This is a genomic window from Terribacillus sp. JSM ZJ617, assembly GCF_044383785.1.
In the GTDB taxonomy this organism is placed as follows: Bacteria; Bacillota; Bacilli; order Bacillales; family Amphibacillaceae; genus Terribacillus.
On record NZ_JBISEQ010000002.1, the window covers coordinates 13368 to 32687 of the forward strand.

Sequence of the window (19320 nt, forward strand, 5' to 3'; positions counted from 1 at the left end):
AAGACGGCATCCTAAGATGCCGTCTTTTTTCTGTTGGAATTAGCAGTAGAATGCTGCACCAACAATAATCAACAAGATGAAAAGTACAACGATCAAAGCAAAACCGTTGCCGCAACCTCCGCCGTAGCCGCCACCGTAACCGCCGCTGTTTTCACAACCGCCACCGTAACCGCCTCCGCCGAAACCGCCGAAGCCACCGTATCCGTAACCCATTCTGTTTCACCTCCTAAAGCTTACACCTTACTATATGGCGCAGGGCGTGAAGGGGTATAGACGTTAGCCCAATTCCGAATACTATTTCCGTTTCGTATTATGCGGAAACGCAACAAAGAAGAAATGACGCATGCTCGTAAGCCTAAAGATATAATTTGTTCTATCAGCCTTTGACGAATGATAGGAGAGAAGGAGGAAACGTGTCAGTTACTTATGTAAAAAGTGTGAAAAGTGCTTGATAAACTTTACTTTCATTCGAACTTTTGGCATGATAAGTAATGGAAAAGATTTGTAACTAATGAGGGATAATGGTGATCAAATGATATTGCCTGAACACGCCAGATATTGTCTGCAGCATTCCAACAAACTAATCAATCTTAACAGGCTGACGCAGCAGATTGAGGTACTGCGTGAGCAAATGGCGGAAGTAGCATTTGAGAAAGGGTTTACAAGCAGTGAATCAATCGCTAAAAGCCAGGAATTGGACAAGCTGCTGAATCTATATGAAGCAAAAAGAAAGATATAAAAAGGACAGGTTCCCGAACCTGTCCTTTTGTTATGCTAATTTATTGGAAGAAAGGAAACGCTCCAGACGATCCATTCCTTCCTGGAGCAGCTCCATGCTGTATGCATAAGAAAGCCGCATATACCCTTCACCAAGGTGAGAAAATGCATCTCCTGGTACAATAGCAAGACCTGCTTTTTCCACTAGTGCCAAACCAAGTTCCAATGAGGTCATGCTCTTGATCGGGAATTTTGGGAAAATGTAAAACGCCCCATTTGGCTTCTCAACAGTCAAACCCATGTTTTCCAATCGCTCCAAGCAGTAATCCCTGCGCGCTCGATATGCATCGCGCATGTTGACGGGATCTCCCAGACCATTCGTCAGCGCTTCGATTGCTGCGTACTGGCTGACGGAAGTCGCACAAGTGGCGTTGTATTGATGCACTTTGAGCATATGGGTGCTCAGCCATGCTGGTGCCAATGTAAAGCCGATTCGCCAGCCGGTCATGGAATGGGATTTACTCAAGCCATTAATAATGACACTCTTTTCCCTTACCTGCGGGAAGCTGGCAATTGAAACATGAGCATCATCGTACGTCAACTCACTGTATATTTCGTCTGACAATATGAATATCTCTTTGTCGGCTAAAAAGTCAGCTATCTCTTCCAGTTCTTCATATGTAAGTGTCACACCAGTCGGGTTGGATGGATAAGGAAGGATGACGCATTTCGTCTTCGGTGTAATATACTGTTTTAAAATGGATGCTGTAAGCTTGAATCCATTCTCGGTTGTATCTGCAAGAACCGGCTTTCCTCCTGCTAATGTGATAAGCGGCTCATATCCAGGATAAACGGGACCGGGTAAGATTACTTCATCCCCAGACTGCAGGATAGTCCGCAGGGTAATATCAATTGCTTGTGATGCCCCGACAGTGACAATGATTTCTTCTGTTGCTTTGTACACTGGAGCATATTTTGTGTAAAATGCACTGATTGCCTCACGCAAAGGTAATAGCCCTGCATTCGGTGTATACGTCGTCTTATCAGATCGGATTGCTTCGATTCCTGCTTCTTTGACGTGAAGCGGGGTAGGGAAGTCAGGCTGGCCAATTGTCAGACTGATCATATCCTCTTTATCTGCCACCAAGTTGTAGAAGCGGCGAATGCCTGATATTTGTATGTTTGTAACGCGTGGATTGATAAGATGTTCCATCTGAAATCCTCCATTGTCATACTTTCTTAACATAATGTTCAAACAATTTTGATTATAACGTGATAGTATTGGGAATAGCTAAAGGAAAATATTTAGGGAGGCTAATGACTGATGAGACCCCGCAAGCTTTCTTTAGAAGAATTGATCACGCAAAACAAAAATGAGTTATTACAGGATGATCAGGCAATGCTTAAAATTGAAGAATCGCTGGATGATAGATACGGAATCCAGACTGATCACATGGAATAACGATTGATACATTATACCATAGCGCAAGAGGACAAGGAATCCCAACCAATTCGAAGGGATTCCTTTTTGTTTAGGTAAATTAATTTTAGTCGAAACTAAGTAAGGGAGGGATGGTGATGACGATTATACCAATTGTTGGACTGTTAAGCATTCTGTCCGTTTTTGCAGTTATATTTTTCTGTATCAGATGGCTGGTGAGGAAGCAGTGGTACTCCATACTATCTGTATTATGTGTGCATGCTGCATTGAGCTACCTGCATCGCAATGACTTGCTGGAGTGGGATTTAGAAGGAAGACTGCTTCTAGTTATGACCTTTATTTGCAGCATGCTTATCTTGCTTAAGTTAACTGCTATTTTAGGAGATAAAAAGAAAAAGCGCACAGCTTAGCTGCGACGCTTTTTCTTGTCAGGCCAGGTGAACTGACCAAGTGAGGATGGCGTATAATATGCCGATCTGCTGACAGGTGTCTGCTGTTTTGGTCTGATATCCTGCTGTGGCAAATCCAAATAGCCGGAAAGGATCCGCTTTGCTTGGGAAAGGGAGAGGTTTGGTCTCGGATTCCGAAAAGTCTTGTCCAATTCTCCGAGATGCGGCAGTGTTTTGAAATCTTCCTTTGCAGCCGGGATATGAAAGTAATAGTCTGCTATTTGTACCAGCATAGTAGAGTGCTGTCTGCTGAGTTTTGGGTGTTCAGAGAAATGCAGGCCAATTTTCTTTGCTTTGTTCTGTTCCAGCAGTTTCGCTACTGTTTGTTTCTTTAGTTGGTATAAGTGGCTTGGATCAGAAGCTGTTTTTGCGTGCCGATTGACTACGAACAACGCTTTTGCTATATCCTCTAATGTCCAGTTCACTTTCATGCGAGTAAACCTCCTATTGCAGGAATTGACCCTATCGGAGAATGGTACTATCGTACAGAAAAGCTGTACGATTGGCAAGCTCTTTCTTATTTAAGATCGACATGCTTCTGTCCATGCTTCAGGGTAAGTATTGATATTTCTGGCGGACATGCAAAACGGATAGGCATCCTAGTCGTGCCGACACCTCTGGAGACGAAAACATGTAATGGCCGCGTGCCGATTTCATAATGACTATCTACGTATCGTCTGCCATATGGAGGAACTATTACCTCACCGTAAAAAGGAATTCTTACTTGGCCGCCATGAGAGTGGCCGGATAATTGAACGTCTACCGGCAAATGCCTGACATTCTCAGCTAAATCAGGTTCGTGTGCCAACAAGATGGTAAAAGAGTCTTCATCGCTATGGCGTGTTGCCGCATGCAGGTTCGGAGTGCTCCGTATGACATCATCGATACCAGCCAGCACGATATGATCTTGTCCGCGTTTTAGGAATGTAGCTGTATTATGCAGGGCGGTGAATCCTCCTGCTTTCATATATTTCGCAACAATTGCTTCACTTTCGTCACGATAATCATGGTTTCCATAAATCCAGTACTTTCCGAATGGCGCCTTAAGAGTCGTTAGGCAATCAACAATCTCTTGCTTCCATTTCAGCCGGATCGGACGATCAGCAAAATCGCCAGTAAATACAATGACGTCTGCTTGCTGTTCCTGGATGTGCCGGACTAAACGTCTAAGCTTTCTGATGGAATAATGATAACCTAAATGCAAATCACTGAATTGAACAACTTTCAGTCCATCGAAGGATTTCGGGAGTCTTTCACTAGTAAGTGTATATGATTTAGTTACCAGCTTTGCTGGTTCTATATGCCGAGCATACACATATCCAAGGCCAGCTCCGCTAATGATTGTCCCCGCAGCAGCTGAAATCCAGGTCTTTTTCATAACATGCACCTTCTTTTATCCGTTAATAAAGGCACTCTTCCCTATATGAATGGGGAGAATGCCTTTTTTGTCTTTAAATGAGGAAAAGAATGGCGAAAAAATGGAACGCAGATCCCGCCAGTACAAACAAATGCCATACAACGTGGTGGTAGGGAATCTTTCGCCAAACATAGAACACAGCACCTACTGTATAGAAAAGGCCGCCAACAGCCAGATAAACAATCGTCTGTTGCGGCATCGCCGCAAGCATTGGTTCCCAGACTAAGACGATCATCCAGCCCATCAAGAGATAGAAAACCGTAGACATGATCAAGAATTTCTTGACGAAGAAAATCTTGAAGATGATACCTGCAAGTGCAATTCCCCAAACGATGCCAAAAATCGTCCATCCGAGCGAACTTCTGAGGCTGATCAGCAATAAGGGTGTATAGGTACCAGCTATAAAAAGATAGATGGCTGCGTGATCGATAATCTGGAAAATATCCTTCACTTTTCCCTCAGGCAAAGCATGAACGATTGTCGAAGAGAGATACATGAGCAGCATTGTCGTACCATATATGGTGACAGATACAATGACCCAAGGATCCTTCGTAAAGCTTGCCAAGACAATTGCAACCGCTAGTGCTGCAATACTCAGTAAAGCCCCGAACCCATGCGTGATAGAGTGGGCTGTTTCTTCTTTTTTCGTGAAAATATAAGTTTCCAATTATTTACCTCATTTCTGCTTTGTTTCAGTATAAAGCTTTTTCTAGCATTACACCATAAAAACCGAATCAATCCTGGAAATATTTTATGGTACAGCTGCCCAAGTGTGACACATTGAAAACGATGTCGAAATTGGAAGGCGGCAGTGGGTTGTGGTAAACTGATATAGGTGATTGACCTCCTTCTATTGCCGCTGACAAAAGGAGAGATCGAATGGCAAAATTAGAGTTGCAGGAACTCACCGGCATAACGGTTGAGGACTTGATGATCGAGTCTGAAAAAGTTGCTCATGTTCAATTGAATAACCCGCTGGAGCACGCTTTGCTCGTGCTTGTTAAATCAGGTTATTCTGTCATTCCCGTACTTGATCATACGTACAGACTGCAGGGCATGGTATCGAAGACAGCAATCCTGAATGAAGTTCTCGGAATGGAGAGATTCGAGATGGAGAAGCTTTCAGAAATCAAAGTGTCGGAAACGATGCTGACAGATGTACCTGTATTGAAGAAATCGGATTCTTTTCTGACAGCATTGAAGGCTGTAGTGAATCAGGCTTTTCTTTGTGTGCTTGATGAGGAAGGATACTTCGAGGGAATCCTGACTCGAAGGGCGATTCTTAAAAAGATGAATAGGTATTTGCACGAACAAGTGCATTACCATCCAACCGGCGATAAGACCAATGTCTGAGGACGTGCTCCGGTGAAAAGCCAAGCATGGTGAAAAAGCTTGTTGATTAGTAAAAGTTTTGATAAAGTAATTCCATACGTTGTTACATAGGAGGCAAAAACCGTGAAAATGATGGACGCAAATGAAATCATCTCTTTCATTTCGAATAGTAAAAAATCTACACCAGTTAAAGTATATGTTAAAGGAAAAGGCCTGGACGCGCTATCTTATCCAGAAAGTGTAAAAGCTTTCCCAGAAGCGAACACAGCAGTTCTATTCGGTGAATGGAGCGAGCTGGAAGGCTTTTTGAAAGATACAGAAGCAATCGAGGATTACGTCATCGAGAATGACCGCCGTAACTCCGCGATTCCTCTATTGGACTTGAAAGGAATCAATGCCCGCATCGAGCCAGGTGTTGTTATCCGTGATCAAGTGGAAATCGGTGATGGCGCAGTAATCATGATGGGCGCTTCTATCAATATCGGTTCTGTAATTGGTGAAGGTACGATGATCGATATGAACGTTGTAATGGGCGGACGAGCAACTGTTGGTAAGAACTGCCACATTGGAGCTGGTACTGTCTTGGCAGGTGTTATTGAACCACCATCCGCGAAACCAGTTGTAATCGAAGATGATGTTGTCATCGGTGCCAATGTTGTTGTATTGGAAGGCGTTACAGTTGGAAAAGGAGCGATTGTTGCTGCTGGTGCAATCGTGACAGAAGATGTAGCTCCAAACACACTTGTTGGCGGAACACCAGCGCGTGTATTGAAGGAAATCGATGACCAGACGAAATCAAAAACAGAGATTCGTCAGGAACTTCGCAAACTGAACTAATAAGGAAAAGGAGCAGCTGCTGCTCCTTTTTTTATTATCAAATAAAGCAGGTGATTTCATGGAAGATACACTGATACAAATCAGACGGGATTTGCATCGTATACCTGAGCTTGGATTTCAGGAAGAAAAAACACAAGCATATTTGCTGGATTATATTCACGGACTTCCACAGGAATATTTAGAAATAAAAACATGGCGGACTGGCATTATCGTACGAGTGACCGGTTCTGCAGGATCAAAAACTATTGCCTATCGTACGGATATTGATGGACTGCCAATTACCGAAGCTACGGGACTGCCATATCAATCGGAGCATGAAGGCCGCATGCATGCATGCGGGCACGATCTGCATATGACAATCGCTTTAGGAGCATTGACTGCTTGTGCCAAGAACCAGCCTGCGCAAAACATTGTTTTTATATTTCAGCCTGCAGAGGAAGGTCCGGGAGGAGCTCTGCCACTTATGCAAAGCGGTATTTTGAAAGAGTGGTGGCCGGATGAAATATTCGCACTTCATATCGCTCCTGAGCTGCCAGTAGGTACTGTTTCCTCCAGATCGGGCTTGTTATTCGCTAATACAAGCGAACTGTTTCTTGATTTCAAGGGAAAAGGCGGACATGCTGCATATCCTCACTTGACGAAGGATATGGTTGTAGCGGCGAGTACTTTTGTGACGAATATGCAGGGTATCGTGGCGCGTAATTTGGATCCGCTCCAAAGTGCAGTCATAACAATCGGGAAGATGGAAAGTGGATTTGTGCAGAATACAATCGCGGAGACAGCACGATTGGAAGGAACGATCAGAACGATGGATCCGGAAGCTATCGACTTGGTGAAACAGCATATCGAGCAGCAGGCAAGAGGAATGGAAATCAGTCACAACTGTCAAATCGAGATCGATTATGGCTCGAACTATTACCAGGTATACAATGAAAGCACTAAAGTGGAAGCATTTCATGAAGTTATAGAAAAAACGTCTTTAACGTATAAAGAAGCTCCGCCGGCAATGACTGGAGAGGATTTTGGCTATATGCTGAAGGAGATTCCTGGTTTTATGTTTTGGTTGGGAGTCAATTCTCCTTATGGGTTGCACCATAGCAAGTTGCAGCCTGATGAACAGGCATTAAACTATGGGGTAGAAGCTGTTTTGGCTTATATAAATCACGCATAGGAAAAGCGCAAAGCTTATTGCTTTGCGCTTTCTTCTTTTCGCTGGAGAAAAACTTGATGCGGATAAGGAATCTCGATGCCTTCTCTGTCGAAGGCTTCTTTGATTGCCTTCTTCATATCGCGTTCTGCTCCATACTGTTCCATATTGGCTGTGTGACCTATGATCCGCAAGGTGATTTCTGATGCGCCCAGTTCCTGTACACCTATAACATCTGGCCCTTCACGGAAACGTTCGTCTTGCTGGAAGGTCGCACAAATTTCCTGTAACACTCTTAGAGCATGATCAATATCATCTTCATAGCTGATGCCGATGTCGACCATAGCACGCATATTTCCGCGCGAATGGTTGCTTATACCGTTGATATTACGGTTCGGAATGAAATTCAACGTACCATCAAAGCTTCTCACCTGTGTCGTCCGTAATCCGACTTCCTCTACAACACCATTATACCCTGATGTAGTGATAACATCTCCAACTTCGATTTGACGCTCCAAAAGGATGAAGAATCCAGTCACGACATCACTCACTAAACCTTGGGCTCCGAATCCGATGGCAAGACCGATAATCCCAGCTCCTGCTATCAACGGGCCGATTTGAATGTCGAATACTCCAAATACCATGACAATGAGAAGGAAAATCAAGGTATACCCATATGTATTGATAAGCAGTTTTTCTAAAGTCATCATTCTGCTTGTTGAAATACGCTGTTTGGAACTTGCTTTATTCAAGCTCGTACTGATCAGTTTTTTACCGACTGCTCGTAAAACGAAGTAACCGATAATGATAAGCAGCAGCTGCAGGCCGATTGACACGGTTTTTTCGATCAAGCCATCGTAGTTGAATTGAAGTCCGTCTGTTAGAAAGTTCATACCATGTCTCCTTTTACAATTATCTGCTCCTAGGAGAGTACCCTGTCCAGTAAATGATGAAACGTTCTGTAACATATGCAGCTTATAAGCATATAGTGACAAAGGTATTAGTGAAGGGGGAGAGCCTATGATTGGGAGTGCTGCACCTCAATTCGAGCTGCCAGCTGTCATGCCTGATGGCAAGACAGCTACCATCAGCTTAAAACAGTATAGCGATGATAATAAATGGCTTGTGCTCTTTTTTTATCCTCGTGATTTCAGTACAGTTTGTCCTACTGAATTGAACGATCTAGCAGATCAGATTGAAACAGTCCGTGAATTGGATGCACAGGTAGTTGCTATTTCTACAGATAGTTTAATGTCCCACGCTGCATGGCAAAAAACGCCACGGGACCAGAATGGAATACAGGATGTAACATATCCCTTAGCTTCTGATTTTACAGGTGACGCGTCTCAAGCTTATGGTGTGCTGGATGGGAAAAGCTACACCTCTGTACGAGCTACAATCATCGTTAATCCGGCAGGTGAGATTTGTTATTATTTAATGCATGCGGATTTGGTTGGCAGGGAGACATCAGAACTGCTGCGAGTTTTGGAGGCTCTTCAAACAGGAGAGGCATGTGGTGTGAATTGGCAGCCTGGCGATGAGGTTCTCAAGAGGGAGGGTGTGTAAGCGTGATACCACAACTACCGGAAGCAATTGACCAGCATGAAGCAAATTGGCTTTATCCACCTCAGCAAAAAGCCGGTGATAGGCCGCTTATTATTTACTATTGGTCAATCAGCTGTACAATCTGTAAAGAAAAACTGCCTGTTTTCTTAGATTTTGCAAAATATGAAAAACAGTTTTTTGATATCATGCTAGTTCATGTTCCCCGCTCAACATCTGATTTGAATATACAAACAATACATGACTATGTACTTCAAAAAAATATAGATCTTCCTGTCTATCTCGATCAAAGGCATCAGATGAAAAATACATTCAGAGTACAAAAGCTGCCAAGTATTGTCTTGCTGGACAGACTGGGAAGAATCCGACATGCACAGACTGGCGGTAATTTCACGACAATGCTGATCAATCAGCTGGATGCTTTAAGATAAGTACAGCAGGATTTCTACTTACAAGTGATTCATGGTAAGCTTGCTCTATCAGAAAATAAAGGATGATCGATATGAGCAAGCTGCTATACAGAGAAGACGCTTTTTGTGAAAAGTGGGCGACAGAAATTGACGATACATACGAAAAAGATGGACTATATTTTGTTTCGCTGAAGGAAACAGCATTTTATCCTGGAGGCGGCGGTCAGCCTGCTGATAGCGGAACAATAGCGGATTTAGAAGTCAAAGCGGTCGAAAGCAAGGATGGTGTACCATACTATGGTCTGGAGACAAGTATAAAAGGTAGAGTCGAATGTCGGATAGATTGGGATCATCGCTTCGATTTGATGCAGCAGCATACAGGACAGCACCTTCTTTCTGCTGCTTTTCGACTCGTCTTAGATCGTCAAACAATCGGTTTTCATTTAGGTCAGGAAGCTGTCACAATTGATTTACCTGGTGACAAACTGACGGAAGCTGAATTGCAATTGACAGAACAAAAGGTGAATGAACTAATCTATGATAACCGCATGATTTCCAGTTACTGCGTGACAGCTGCACAGCTGGCTGAACTGCCTGTTGTCAAGCAGCCGTCTGTTACCGAAGATGTTCGAATCGTTGAGATTGATGGTGTCGAATATAATCCTTGCGGTGGCACACATGTCTCATCCACTGGACAAATAGGATTGATTAAAATCATTAAGACCGAAAAACAAAAACAAGGGCAGCGTATTTATTTCCAATGCGGTAAGCGAGCCTTAGAAACTACAAGCAATATGTTTAGCATTGTAGAAAAAGCTGCAGATCAATTCCAAACAAACAGCCAGGAAGTTCTCGACAGAATTCAGAAGCAAGCTGCTGATTTACAAGCTGCTCTTAAAAGAGCGGAGGAGCTGGAAGGGAGACTAGAGGCATTGGAATTACAAGAGCTCATCCAAACAGAAACCCCTTTTGTAGTTCGTTCATATGAAGGGAAAAATATAAAGGCTTTGCAGAGAATGGCAGCCAAGCTGCTGGAAGCAGACAAGAAGTTTGTCATATTGACAGACACTGCGGAGCGAAAACTGGTAATGACGCACAAGTTGAATGATTTCCATAGCGGGAATTTATTCCGTACATCACTTTCTGAATTCGGTGGCAAGGGCGGCGGAAGTGCCCAGTTGGCGCAAGCTAGTTTTCAGCAGATAAAGGATTTGGAGCGTTATGTAAAATTCTTGCAAGACCATTATCGAAGCATCGTGTAAACGATGCTTTTTTTATTTAACATAAATTCAAACTTTTTTAAATAATCGTTAATTTAAGCTGGTAAATTAGTTCGGAACCCGATATATTAGAACATGCGACTAATCTTGGAGGGGGAGAAGGGTTTGCATATATTCAAGAAATTGAAGGATTTTTATTGGCCATACCGGCGTAACTTCTACTTATCGCTTCTATTCATCGCCATTGTGACGGCCATTACGGTTGTCTATCCCATCATATTGCAAATAACGATTGATGACGTAGTACTGGGTAATCAGTACAATCTTATTCCGATTATCTCAATTGGATTCGTCTTATTGATGATCATTAAAGGAATAGCCAATTTCCTGCAGCAGTATTTAGGGGATATATTCGGTATTCAGACTGTATTCAAGATGCGGAATAGTCTGTATCAGAAACTGCAGAGACTGAGCTTCACGTATTACGATAACGCACGCACAGGAGATCTCATGTCCCGATTGACCGCGGATGTAGAGGGTATCCGTTTCTTCCTATCGGCAGGAGTAGGTCAGTTCCTGCGTGTTGTATTGCTAATCGTGATCAGTCTTGCTGTCATGTTTGCATATAGCATACCGCTCGCACTTGTTACGATGGTTTCCATGCCGTTCTTGGCAGTGGTTGTCTATCGTTTCGACAGACGAGTTCATCCTGCTTTCCGTAATATCAGAACGTCCCTTGGTGTGCTCAATACACGTGTGCAGGAAAATATCAGCGGGATGAATACAGTAAAATCCCTATCCCGTGAAGAATTTGAGATTGATCGGTTCACAGATAATAATTCAACCTATCGGGACAACTATATTTTCACTTCAAAGGTGTGGGCAAAGTTTTTTCCGCTCATGGAATTAATCGGTAATATTTGCATGGTTGTCCTCATCTCTTATGGAGGATATCTTGTGATTTCCGGACAGCTTGAATTAGGCGCACTTGTCGCTTTCTTCAGTCTTGTTTCGTATATCCTCGGACCGCTCGCGAACCTTGGTTTCATAATCAATATGTTCTCTCAAGCGAAGGCATCGGGGGAGAGACTATTGGAAGTTTTGGAGGCAAAAGAGGATATTAAACAGCTGGACCAGCCGCTTGGCACAAGAAAGATCAACGGGCATGTAACCTTTGATAGGGTTTCTCTTCAGTATGCAAAGGATGATGACATGGCTCTGCAGGATATCAGTTTCGATGCACCCCCAGGTAAAATTATCGGTCTGGTCGGCGGAACTGGATCTGGAAAAACGAGTATCACCCAGTTAATGACCCGTTTTTATGAACCTACATCAGGCAATATCTACATAGATGGCAAGCCTGTACAGGATTATGATTTAAGAACGCTGAGACAGCATATTGGGTTCGTATTGCAAGAGGCATTTCTATTCTCTACGACAATCAAGGAGAATATTGCATACGGAAATCCGGATCATGTGAGTCTCGACCAAATCGTGGAGGCAGCTAAACGAGCTCAAGCCCACGACTTTATCATGGAGCTGCCTGATCAGTATGACACACTGCTTGGTGAACGGGGGATGGGACTGTCTGGAGGCCAAAAGCAGCGTATCGCAATTGCTCGTGCACTGCTGATCGATCCAAGCATCTTGATTCTGGATGATGCGACTAGTGCCGTTGACATGCAGACAGAAGTGAAGATACAAAAAGCATTGAAGGAAGTAATGAAAAACCGTACAACGTTCATTATTGCCCATCGTATTTCATCGGTTAAGCATGCCGATGAGATTCTAGTGCTGGATGAAGGAGAAATCGCGGAACGGGGAACGCATGATTTCCTCCTGCGAAATGGCGGTTTATACCAACGAATCTACGATATTCAGTATCAGGATCAAAAAGCAATCATGCGTTCAGCACAGTAAGGGGGGAGACTATGGAAAACCTGCAATATACTAAGAAAAAGCATACAAACAGATTTCATTATTCACAGGATCAGGCAATGGAGAAGCCCTTCGACTGGGGTCAAATCAGGCGGCTGCTTAGCTTTATGAAACCATACAGCAGGACACTTCTGCTAGGATCGATTATTACAATGCTGCTGTCCACACTTATCCGTTTGCTCATTCCAATTCTTATTGGTAAAGTTGCGATAGATATGGCTATCGCATCAGGGGATATCCTCTTCCTTATCTATCTGGTAGCTGGTATCGGATTACTGTATGTGCTCAACTATGTTGCCAATATACTGCGGATCAAATGGGTGAACATCCTTGGACAGCATGTCATTTACGATTTGCGGAAAACGTTATTCAGTCATATCCAGCATCTGTCGCATAGGTTTTTCGATACACGGTCTGCTGGATCTATTCTTGTTCGGGTTCTTAATGATATTAACTCCTTGCAGGAGCTGTTCACAAACGGCATTATCAACCTATTGACCGATTCCGTTATGCTGATCGGTATCATAGCTATATTGTTCTTCCTAAGTCCGAAGCTGGCAATAGCAGTTCTCATTATCCTGCCACTCATGTTCTTTATCTCAACGAGACTCAGAAGAAGCATCAGGCGCTCCTGGCAGCAAGTAAGGATGCAAAAATCACGCATGAATTCACATTTGAATGAAGCAATACAAGGCATCCGTGTAACACAATCTTATGCCCAGGAGCCGGAGAACACAGATTATTTCGAAGCGCTTAACCGGGATAATTTTGAAAGTGAACGAATTGCTACGAAAAAGAGTGCGTATTTTGGACCTTTCGTAGAGATGAGTAATGCTGTCGGTACAGTTATTCTGATCGCATATGGTGCTCATTTGATTTTATCTGATCAGATTGAAATCGGTACTTTCGTTACCTTTGCTTTCTTCTTAGGGATGTTTTGGGAGCCAATCTCCCGCTTAGGACAGATTTATAATCAGCTGCTTGTAGCGATGGCATCTTCTGAACGTATATTCGAGTTTCTCGATGAAGAACCGAATGTCGAGAATCGGAAGGATGCGAAGCCATTCCCGAATATTAAGGGAGATATCCGTTTCGAGAAAGTTGTGTTTGCCTATAATTCTGATCGAATCGCACTTCACGAAATCGATTTGCATATGGAAGCAGGTCAAACGGTTGCACTCGTCGGTCATACGGGTTCAGGGAAATCTACTATCGCGAATTTGATCAGCAGATTTTATGATCCGACCGCTGGGGCGGTAAAAATAGACGGCGAGGATTTACGAGATGTGAAGCTGCAGGATGTAAGACAGCAAATCAGTGTCGTCTTACAAGATACATTCGTCTTCTCCGGTACGATTATGGAGAATATCCGCTTTGGTAATCCGGAAGCAACGGACGAACAAGTGAAAGAAGCTGCACGCATTGTCGGAGCGGATGATTTCATCCAGCGCTTGGCTGATGGCTATGAAACGGAAGTGGAAGAACGAGGAAATATCCTGTCAGCTGGAGAAAGGCAGCTGCTGTCATTTTCACGGACTATGTTAGCTGATCCGAGAATCATCATCCTTGATGAAGCCACTGCCAGTATTGATACGGAAACTGAGCTAAAAATACAGCATGCTTTGAAAACCTTGCTCCAAGGGCGTACAGCTATTATGATTGCTCATCGCCTATCCACAATAAGGGAAGCAGACAATATCATTGTGCTGGAACAAGGCCGTATTTTGGAACAAGGAAACCATTTGAGGTTGATGGATGCTAGGGGCAAATATTACGAACTCGTAAAAACACAATTCCAATCAGACGAAAAATAAGAAGAGAGTGTATCTCAGCTGAGGTACGCTCTTTCTTTTGGGTAATTTTTATTTCTCTGGGCATAACAAGAGGAGCGATTATCTTTACAGAAAGCAGGGATATACATTGTTTGCTTATGATAGTGTCATTTTAGCCCGGATGCTTACTTCTATGACGCTTGTCTTCCATATTATCTTCGCGACAATAGGTGTGGGTGTTCCATTGTTGATCAGCGCTGCTGAATATGTTGGTATACGGAAGAGGGATCCGAGTTATATTCTGCTCGCAAGGCGATGGACGCGAGGCTTCGTCATTATTGTAGCTGTCGGAGTAGTAACTGGTACGGCAATTGGTCTGCAGCTGTTTCTTCTGTGGCCTACATTCATGCAGATTGCAGGTCATGTCATCAGTCTGCCCCTTTTCATGGAGACTTTTGCATTCTTCTTTGAAGCTATTTTTCTCGGTGCTTATATTTATACTTGGGATCGTTTCAAAGGAAGATATACACATTGGTATCTTTCTTTGCCGGTAATTATTGGCGGAGGGATGAGCGCAGTATTCATAACTAGCGTGAACGCCTTCATGAATACACCGCAAGGGTTCACGCTTGAAGGCAGGACAATAACGTCAGTCGAGCCTTTAAAGGCGATCTGGAATCCGGCCACTCCATCGAAGGTATTTCATGTTCTTACTTCTTCGTATATGACCAGTGCTGCTATTCTTGCCGCAATCACAGCTTTCTTCATCTTGAAATACGGCAATAACAAATACTATAAAAAAGCATTGAAACTCACGATGATCGTGACATTAATTTTCTCCATATTCACCGCAATTGCAGGCGATACATCTGCTAAATTTCTTGCCACTTATCAGCCCGAGAAGCTGGCTGCGGCTGAATGGCATTTCGAAACGGAAAAGGGTGCTGACCTGATTCTTTTCGGTAGGCTGACGGAGGATAATGAAATCAAGGGGGCAATCCATTTGCCGAAGATACTCAGTTTTTTGTCCTTCGGTGATTTTAACAGTGAGGTCATTGGACTGGATAGGGTCGATGCTGATTTAATACCTCCATTATGGATTCACTATATGTTTGATTTGATGGTCACACTTGGAGCATATAGCATCATGATCAGTATGCTTTTCCTGCTGTTCATGTTCTGGAAGAAAAGGGATCAATATAATAAATGGGTGTTGCGTGCGATTGTAGTAAATGCTCCATTTGCTTTGCTTGCACTTGAATTTGGCTGGATTTATGCGGAGGTAGGGCGGCAACCGTGGATTATGCGCGGGTACTTGCGAGTTGCAGAAGGGGCAGTCTCATCACCATATGTGCATTATGCCTTTGCCATGTTCCTAGTTTTATACGTACTGCTTGGAACATTTGTTACATTGATACTTGTCCGACTTTATAAGAAAAACCCAATCCAGAAAGAATGGGAACAGCGGTTTCCAGATACGTTATTTGGAGGTGATCAGCGATGAGCTACGAAGTATTAGGGCTATCGGCCTTATGGTTTTTCCTGTTCGCCTACCTGATTATCGCTTCAATTGATTTTGGGGCCGGTTTCTTTGCTTACTATGCCAAGCAGACAAAGAAAGACCATATCTTAAACCGTCTGATTGCCCGTTATCTATCTCCTGTCTGGGAAATCACAAATGTGTTCTTCATCTTCTTCTATTATGGACTAGCTGGTTTCTTTCCGGATGCGGGTTATTATTACGGATCCGCCATGCTTATACCAGGATCGATCATTCTAGTCCTGATTGGTATAAGGGGATCCTTCTATGCGTTTGAGAATTATGGCTCACGCAGCAGCTTGCTGTACACATTCCTTTATGGTGCCAGCGGTTTACTGATACCAGCAGCCATATCAACAGGACTGACGATTTCAGAAGGAGGCTTTTTACGCGAGGAGGGCGGAAGTGTCCATTTACGTTACACAGAGCTTCTAACAAACCCGTTCTCATGGGCGGTTGTATTCCTGGCGATCGTCTCTGTACTGTATATCAGTGCCAACTTCCTGACTTATTATGCCAATAAAGCAGGGGATGAACCTGCACGGAAAATATTGCGGTCATATGCGCTTTTCTGGTCTGCTCCGCAGATTATTGCAAGCCTGACGGCATTTATCGCTATCAGCAGGCAGAATCCTGAACATTATAATAATATGCTCGACTTATGGTGGATGTTCGGCCTGTCCGTCTTATTTTTCTTAGGTGCGGTTTATTTCATTTATAAAGAAAGAAACTATGGTCTTTCCTTCATTTGTGTGATGCTGCAATTCTTCTTTGCTCTTCTTGGCTATGGGATCGGTCATATGCCGTATATTCTATATGATCAGATTCAAGTGACAGCTGATGCTACACTTCCGGAAATGGGTACTGCCCTGCTGCTTGCTTTCGGGGGAGGCTTACTCATGCTGATCCCATCATTGATCCTCGTCATGCGGATGTTCCTATTCGATGCAGAGTATGTAAAAGGAAAGAAATAATACAACCTTGACTGTTTGTGATAGACTAGGATTAGTTTATAGGATAGTGGAGGAAGAACGATGAAGAGAGAGTTTGCAGTAATCGGATTAGGCCGCTTTGGAGGCAGCATCTGTATGGAATTGAGCCGGGAAGGATTCAACGTGCTCGCCATTGATATCGAAGAGGATAAAGTAAATGAATTTCGCAATATTGCATCTCATGCTGTGATTGCAGATACGACGGATGAACAAGTATTAAAAGAACTTGGTATCCGTAATATTGAGCATGTGATTGTGGCAATTGGGGAGAATATCCAAGCGAGTATTCTGACAACATTAATGCTTAAGGAACTTGGTATTAAGAAGATAACTGTCAAAGCTCAAAATGATTATCACGAAAAAGTACTGAGCAAAATAGGCGCCGATCATGTTGTTCATCCGGAACGTGATATGGGTAGAAGAATCGCCCATAAAATAATTAGCAACAACATTCTCGATTACTTGGAACTCAGTGATGAACATAGTATCGTAGAAGTGCGTGCAGGTAAGAAAATGGCTGGCAGATCACTCATAGAGCTTGATATCCGAGCTGCATATGGCTGTAACGTAGTTGCTATAAAGCAGGCTAGTGATATAAACGTGAGCCCTTCACCAGATGCGGAGCTTGAATCTGAAGATGTCTTGATTGTCATTGGTGCAGATCGTGATTTGGCGCGCTTTGAGCGTTCTCTAGCAGATGATTGAACCCTTAACCCAAACAGTTCAACTGTTTGGGTTTTCTCATGTCCTAAAAAGGTTACATATAAAAGGAGGAAAAAAATGAAACGGGAGATGTTATCATGTTTGAAAGAAGAACCGGAGCAGTACTTGCTGACCAATTAGTCGATTGGGGTGTAGATCATATATACGGCATACCTGGCGATTCGGTAAATGAATTCATCAGTGATCTACATAAGAAAGAGGACGAATTAAAATTCATTCAAGTCCGTCACGAGGAAGCAGGAGCACTTGCTGCTGCTGCTTATGCCAAGCTTACCGGTAAGCTTGGGGTATGTCTGTCGATTGCAGGACCTGGAGCAGTCCACTTGCTTAATGGATTATATGATGCGCGGGAAGACAAAGCACCCGTCTTAGCTATCGTCGGACAAGTGCCTAGCAATGAGCTGGGTACTGGAGCTTTTCAGGAAGTAAAACTGGAACAGATGTTTGAAGACGTCGCTGTTTTCAATGAAAGGGCAGAATCATTTGAACAGCTGCCTGATCTTTTGAATCAAGCAATCCGGGAAGCGTATGCCAATTCAGGAGTCAGTGTGCTTGTAGTCTCGGATGATCTATTCGCCGAGAAGCACCCGGAAAAGCCCGGGAAAACATCTGCCAATTATGCAAAACCAAGAATTGCTCCTGCTAGGCAAGATCTTGAGGAAGCAGTCAAATTGATCAATAAAGCAAAAAAACCGATAATTTTAGCGGGAAAAGGGGCAAAACACGCCCGTACGGAGCTGCTCACATTTGCAGAGCATATCAAGTCTCCGATTATTTTGAGCCTTCTGGCCAAAGGGATCATTCCTGACCATCATAGTTACTGCTTGGGGCAGCATGGGCAGATAGGGACTACACCATCTTATGAGGCGATTAATGAAGCGGATTTGCTGCTGCTTGTTGGTACAAGCTTCCCGTATCGTTCGTTCTTGCCGGACAATTTGCCAGCAATCCAAATTGATAACAAGGCAAGCGCAATTGGAAGTATCTATCCTGTCGAGGTCGGTTTGCCGGGAGATGCAAAAGAAGTGCTAGAAGAGTTGACAATGGCTGCCGAGGAAAAGGCTGAGACGGATTATATCGAAAAATACCAAGCTAAAATGAAAGAATGGCATACACAGCTTCAACTCCAGAAGAAAAGGGAGGAATCACCAATCCAGCCTCCGCAAATTATGTATGCTTTAGAAAAGAATATGGATAAAGATGCTGTCATTTCATCCGATGTAGGCAATGTAACTGTTTGGACTACACGGTATCTGCCTTTGACACAGCAGGATTTTGTTGTTTCAGGACGACTTGCAACGATGGGCTGCGGACTGCCTGGAGCAATTGCTGCCAAAATGGCATATCCCGATAAGCAGGCAATAGCCATATGCGGGGACGGCGGCTTCAGCATGAATATGCAGGACTTTGTCACTGCGGTAAAATACGATCTGCCAGTGAAAGTGATCGTCCTTAATAACAGTCAGCTTGGTTTAATCAAATTCGAACAGGCAACGATCGGTTCATCCAACTACGGAATTGATATGGGAGAAATGAATTTCGCTCAATTCGGTCAATCCTGCGGAGGCGAGGGCTATCGAGTGGAAAAATTCGAAGACTTGGAGACGAGTATCAAGCAAGCATTCCTCTCCGATAAACCAGCGATTATTGATGTGGTGATTGAAGATATGGCGCCGCTGCCAGGGAAAATTTCTTACCAGCAGGCTGTGAAATATACCGAATATCTGATAAAAGAATTCTTCTCCACCGGGAAAATAGAGCTCCCGAATATGAAGGAGTCAGTAAAACGTCTATTGAAATAAGAAAAGCCTGAGCGATAAGC

Annotated in this window: 20 protein-coding genes and 1 pseudogene; 15 read left to right on the forward strand and 6 right to left on the reverse strand. The window is 43.5% G+C overall.

Annotation, left to right across the window (positions count from 1 at the left end):
* Nucleotides 1–39 precede the first annotated feature (39 nt).
* Nucleotides 40–120: pseudogene (locus tag ACH6C1_RS06300) on the reverse strand (YjcZ family sporulation protein); the annotation flags it as partial.
* A gap of 391 nt (nt 121–511) precedes the next feature.
* On the opposite strand from ACH6C1_RS06300, the gene ACH6C1_RS06305 reads away from it, so the two are divergent.
* Nucleotides 512–739: an aspartyl-phosphate phosphatase Spo0E family protein gene (locus ACH6C1_RS06305; RefSeq protein ID WP_306452922.1), complete on the forward strand. Its 228-nt coding sequence runs from the start codon at nt 512–514 to the stop codon at nt 737–739.
* A gap of 30 nt (nt 740–769) precedes the next feature.
* On the opposite strand, the gene ACH6C1_RS06310 is transcribed toward ACH6C1_RS06305, so the two are convergent.
* The gene (locus ACH6C1_RS06310; protein ID WP_374075659.1) at nt 770–1930 is read right to left on the reverse strand and encodes an aminotransferase A; all 1161 of its coding nucleotides are present in this window, start codon (nt 1928–1930) and stop codon (nt 770–772) included.
* 111 nt (nt 1931–2041) lie between these two features.
* Here ACH6C1_RS06310 and ACH6C1_RS06315 point away from each other — a divergent pair, with 111 nt between their 5' ends.
* Together ACH6C1_RS06315 and ACH6C1_RS06320 are read left to right on the forward strand one after the other, a co-directional pair.
* On the forward strand, nt 2042–2179 hold the full coding sequence (locus ACH6C1_RS06315; protein ID WP_095222964.1) for an FbpB family small basic protein: 138 nt from the start codon (nt 2042–2044) through the stop codon (nt 2177–2179).
* A 116-nt stretch (nt 2180–2295) separates the two neighbouring features.
* Nucleotides 2296–2568, forward strand: coding sequence for a hypothetical protein (locus tag ACH6C1_RS06320; protein ID WP_374075661.1), 273 nt, complete (start codon nt 2296–2298; stop codon nt 2566–2568).
* On the opposite strand, the gene ACH6C1_RS06325 is transcribed toward ACH6C1_RS06320, so the two are convergent.
* The 3 genes from ACH6C1_RS06325 to trhA all read right to left on the reverse strand — a co-directional run bounded on the left by ACH6C1_RS06325 (nt 2565) and on the right by trhA (nt 4691).
* Nucleotides 2565–3038 carry a YkyB family protein gene (locus ACH6C1_RS06325; protein WP_095222966.1) on the reverse strand — a complete coding sequence of 158 codons (474 nt, stop codon included), beginning with the start codon at nt 3036–3038 and terminating at the stop codon, nt 2565–2567. The two genes, ACH6C1_RS06320 and ACH6C1_RS06325, sit on opposite strands and share 4 nt — an antisense overlap.
* 86 nt (nt 3039–3124) lie before the next feature.
* Nucleotides 3125–3985 carry a metallophosphoesterase gene (locus tag ACH6C1_RS06330; protein WP_374075664.1) on the reverse strand — a complete coding sequence of 287 codons (861 nt, stop codon included), beginning with the start codon at nt 3983–3985 and terminating at the stop codon, nt 3125–3127.
* 73 nt (nt 3986–4058) lie between these two features.
* Entirely contained in the window at nt 4059–4691 is a 633-nt protein-coding gene (gene trhA, locus ACH6C1_RS06335) for a PAQR family membrane homeostasis protein TrhA (protein ID WP_095222968.1), read from the reverse strand.
* A gap of 212 nt (nt 4692–4903) precedes the next feature.
* On the opposite strand from trhA, the gene cbpB reads away from it, so the two are divergent.
* The 3 genes from cbpB to ACH6C1_RS06350 all read left to right on the forward strand — a co-directional run bounded on the left by cbpB (nt 4904) and on the right by ACH6C1_RS06350 (nt 7364).
* Complete coding sequence (cbpB, locus tag ACH6C1_RS06340; RefSeq protein WP_095222969.1) at nt 4904–5377, forward strand: cyclic-di-AMP-binding protein CbpB; 474 nt, start codon at nt 4904–4906, stop codon at nt 5375–5377.
* A 102-nt stretch (nt 5378–5479) separates the two neighbouring features.
* A complete protein-coding gene (dapD, locus tag ACH6C1_RS06345) occupies nt 5480–6193 on the forward strand; it encodes a 2,3,4,5-tetrahydropyridine-2,6-dicarboxylate N-acetyltransferase (RefSeq protein ID WP_176465726.1) in 714 nt (237 codons plus the stop codon).
* A gap of 58 nt (nt 6194–6251) precedes the next feature.
* Nucleotides 6252–7364, forward strand: coding sequence for an N-acetyldiaminopimelate deacetylase (locus ACH6C1_RS06350; protein WP_374075668.1), 1113 nt, complete (start codon nt 6252–6254; stop codon nt 7362–7364).
* Between the two features lie 14 nt (nt 7365–7378).
* Here the strand turns inward: ACH6C1_RS06350 and ACH6C1_RS06355 are convergent, their stop codons facing one another.
* The gene (locus ACH6C1_RS06355; protein ID WP_374075671.1) at nt 7379–8233 is read right to left on the reverse strand and encodes a mechanosensitive ion channel family protein; all 855 of its coding nucleotides are present in this window, start codon (nt 8231–8233) and stop codon (nt 7379–7381) included.
* A gap of 127 nt (nt 8234–8360) precedes the next feature.
* Here ACH6C1_RS06355 and ACH6C1_RS06360 point away from each other — a divergent pair, with 127 nt between their 5' ends.
* From ACH6C1_RS06360 to ACH6C1_RS06400, 9 genes are all read left to right on the forward strand, one after another.
* Nucleotides 8361–8906, forward strand: a complete 546-nt coding sequence (locus tag ACH6C1_RS06360) for a peroxiredoxin (protein ID WP_374075673.1) — start codon at nt 8361–8363, stop codon at nt 8904–8906.
* 2 nt (nt 8907–8908) lie between these two features.
* Entirely contained in the window at nt 8909–9334 is a 426-nt protein-coding gene (locus ACH6C1_RS06365; RefSeq protein ID WP_374075675.1) for a TlpA disulfide reductase family protein, read from the forward strand.
* Between the two features lie 71 nt (nt 9335–9405).
* A complete protein-coding gene (locus ACH6C1_RS06370; RefSeq protein ID WP_374075678.1) occupies nt 9406–10575 on the forward strand; it encodes an alanyl-tRNA editing protein in 1170 nt (389 codons plus the stop codon).
* Between the two features lie 123 nt (nt 10576–10698).
* Nucleotides 10699–12453 carry an ABC transporter ATP-binding protein gene (locus ACH6C1_RS06375; protein ID WP_374075680.1) on the forward strand — a complete coding sequence of 585 codons (1755 nt, stop codon included), beginning with the start codon at nt 10699–10701 and terminating at the stop codon, nt 12451–12453.
* 11 nt (nt 12454–12464) lie between these two features.
* Nucleotides 12465–14285, forward strand: a complete 1821-nt coding sequence (locus ACH6C1_RS06380; protein WP_374075682.1) for an ABC transporter ATP-binding protein — start codon at nt 12465–12467, stop codon at nt 14283–14285.
* Nucleotides 14286–14391: 106 nt separating this feature from the next.
* Complete coding sequence (locus tag ACH6C1_RS06385) at nt 14392–15747, forward strand: cytochrome ubiquinol oxidase subunit I (protein ID WP_286160724.1); 1356 nt, start codon at nt 14392–14394, stop codon at nt 15745–15747.
* Nucleotides 15744–16757, forward strand: a complete 1014-nt coding sequence (locus tag ACH6C1_RS06390) for a cytochrome d ubiquinol oxidase subunit II (RefSeq protein ID WP_374075685.1) — start codon at nt 15744–15746, stop codon at nt 16755–16757. The genes ACH6C1_RS06385 and ACH6C1_RS06390 overlap by 4 nt, the downstream gene beginning before the upstream one ends.
* Nucleotides 16758–16817: 60 nt before the next feature.
* Nucleotides 16818–17480, forward strand: a complete 663-nt coding sequence (locus tag ACH6C1_RS06395) for a potassium channel family protein (RefSeq protein ID WP_095222978.1) — start codon at nt 16818–16820, stop codon at nt 17478–17480.
* Nucleotides 17481–17575: 95 nt separating this feature from the next.
* The gene (locus tag ACH6C1_RS06400) at nt 17576–19300 is read left to right on the forward strand and encodes a pyruvate oxidase (protein WP_095222979.1); all 1725 of its coding nucleotides are present in this window, start codon (nt 17576–17578) and stop codon (nt 19298–19300) included.
* The last annotated feature ends 20 nt before the right edge of the window (nt 19301–19320 follow it).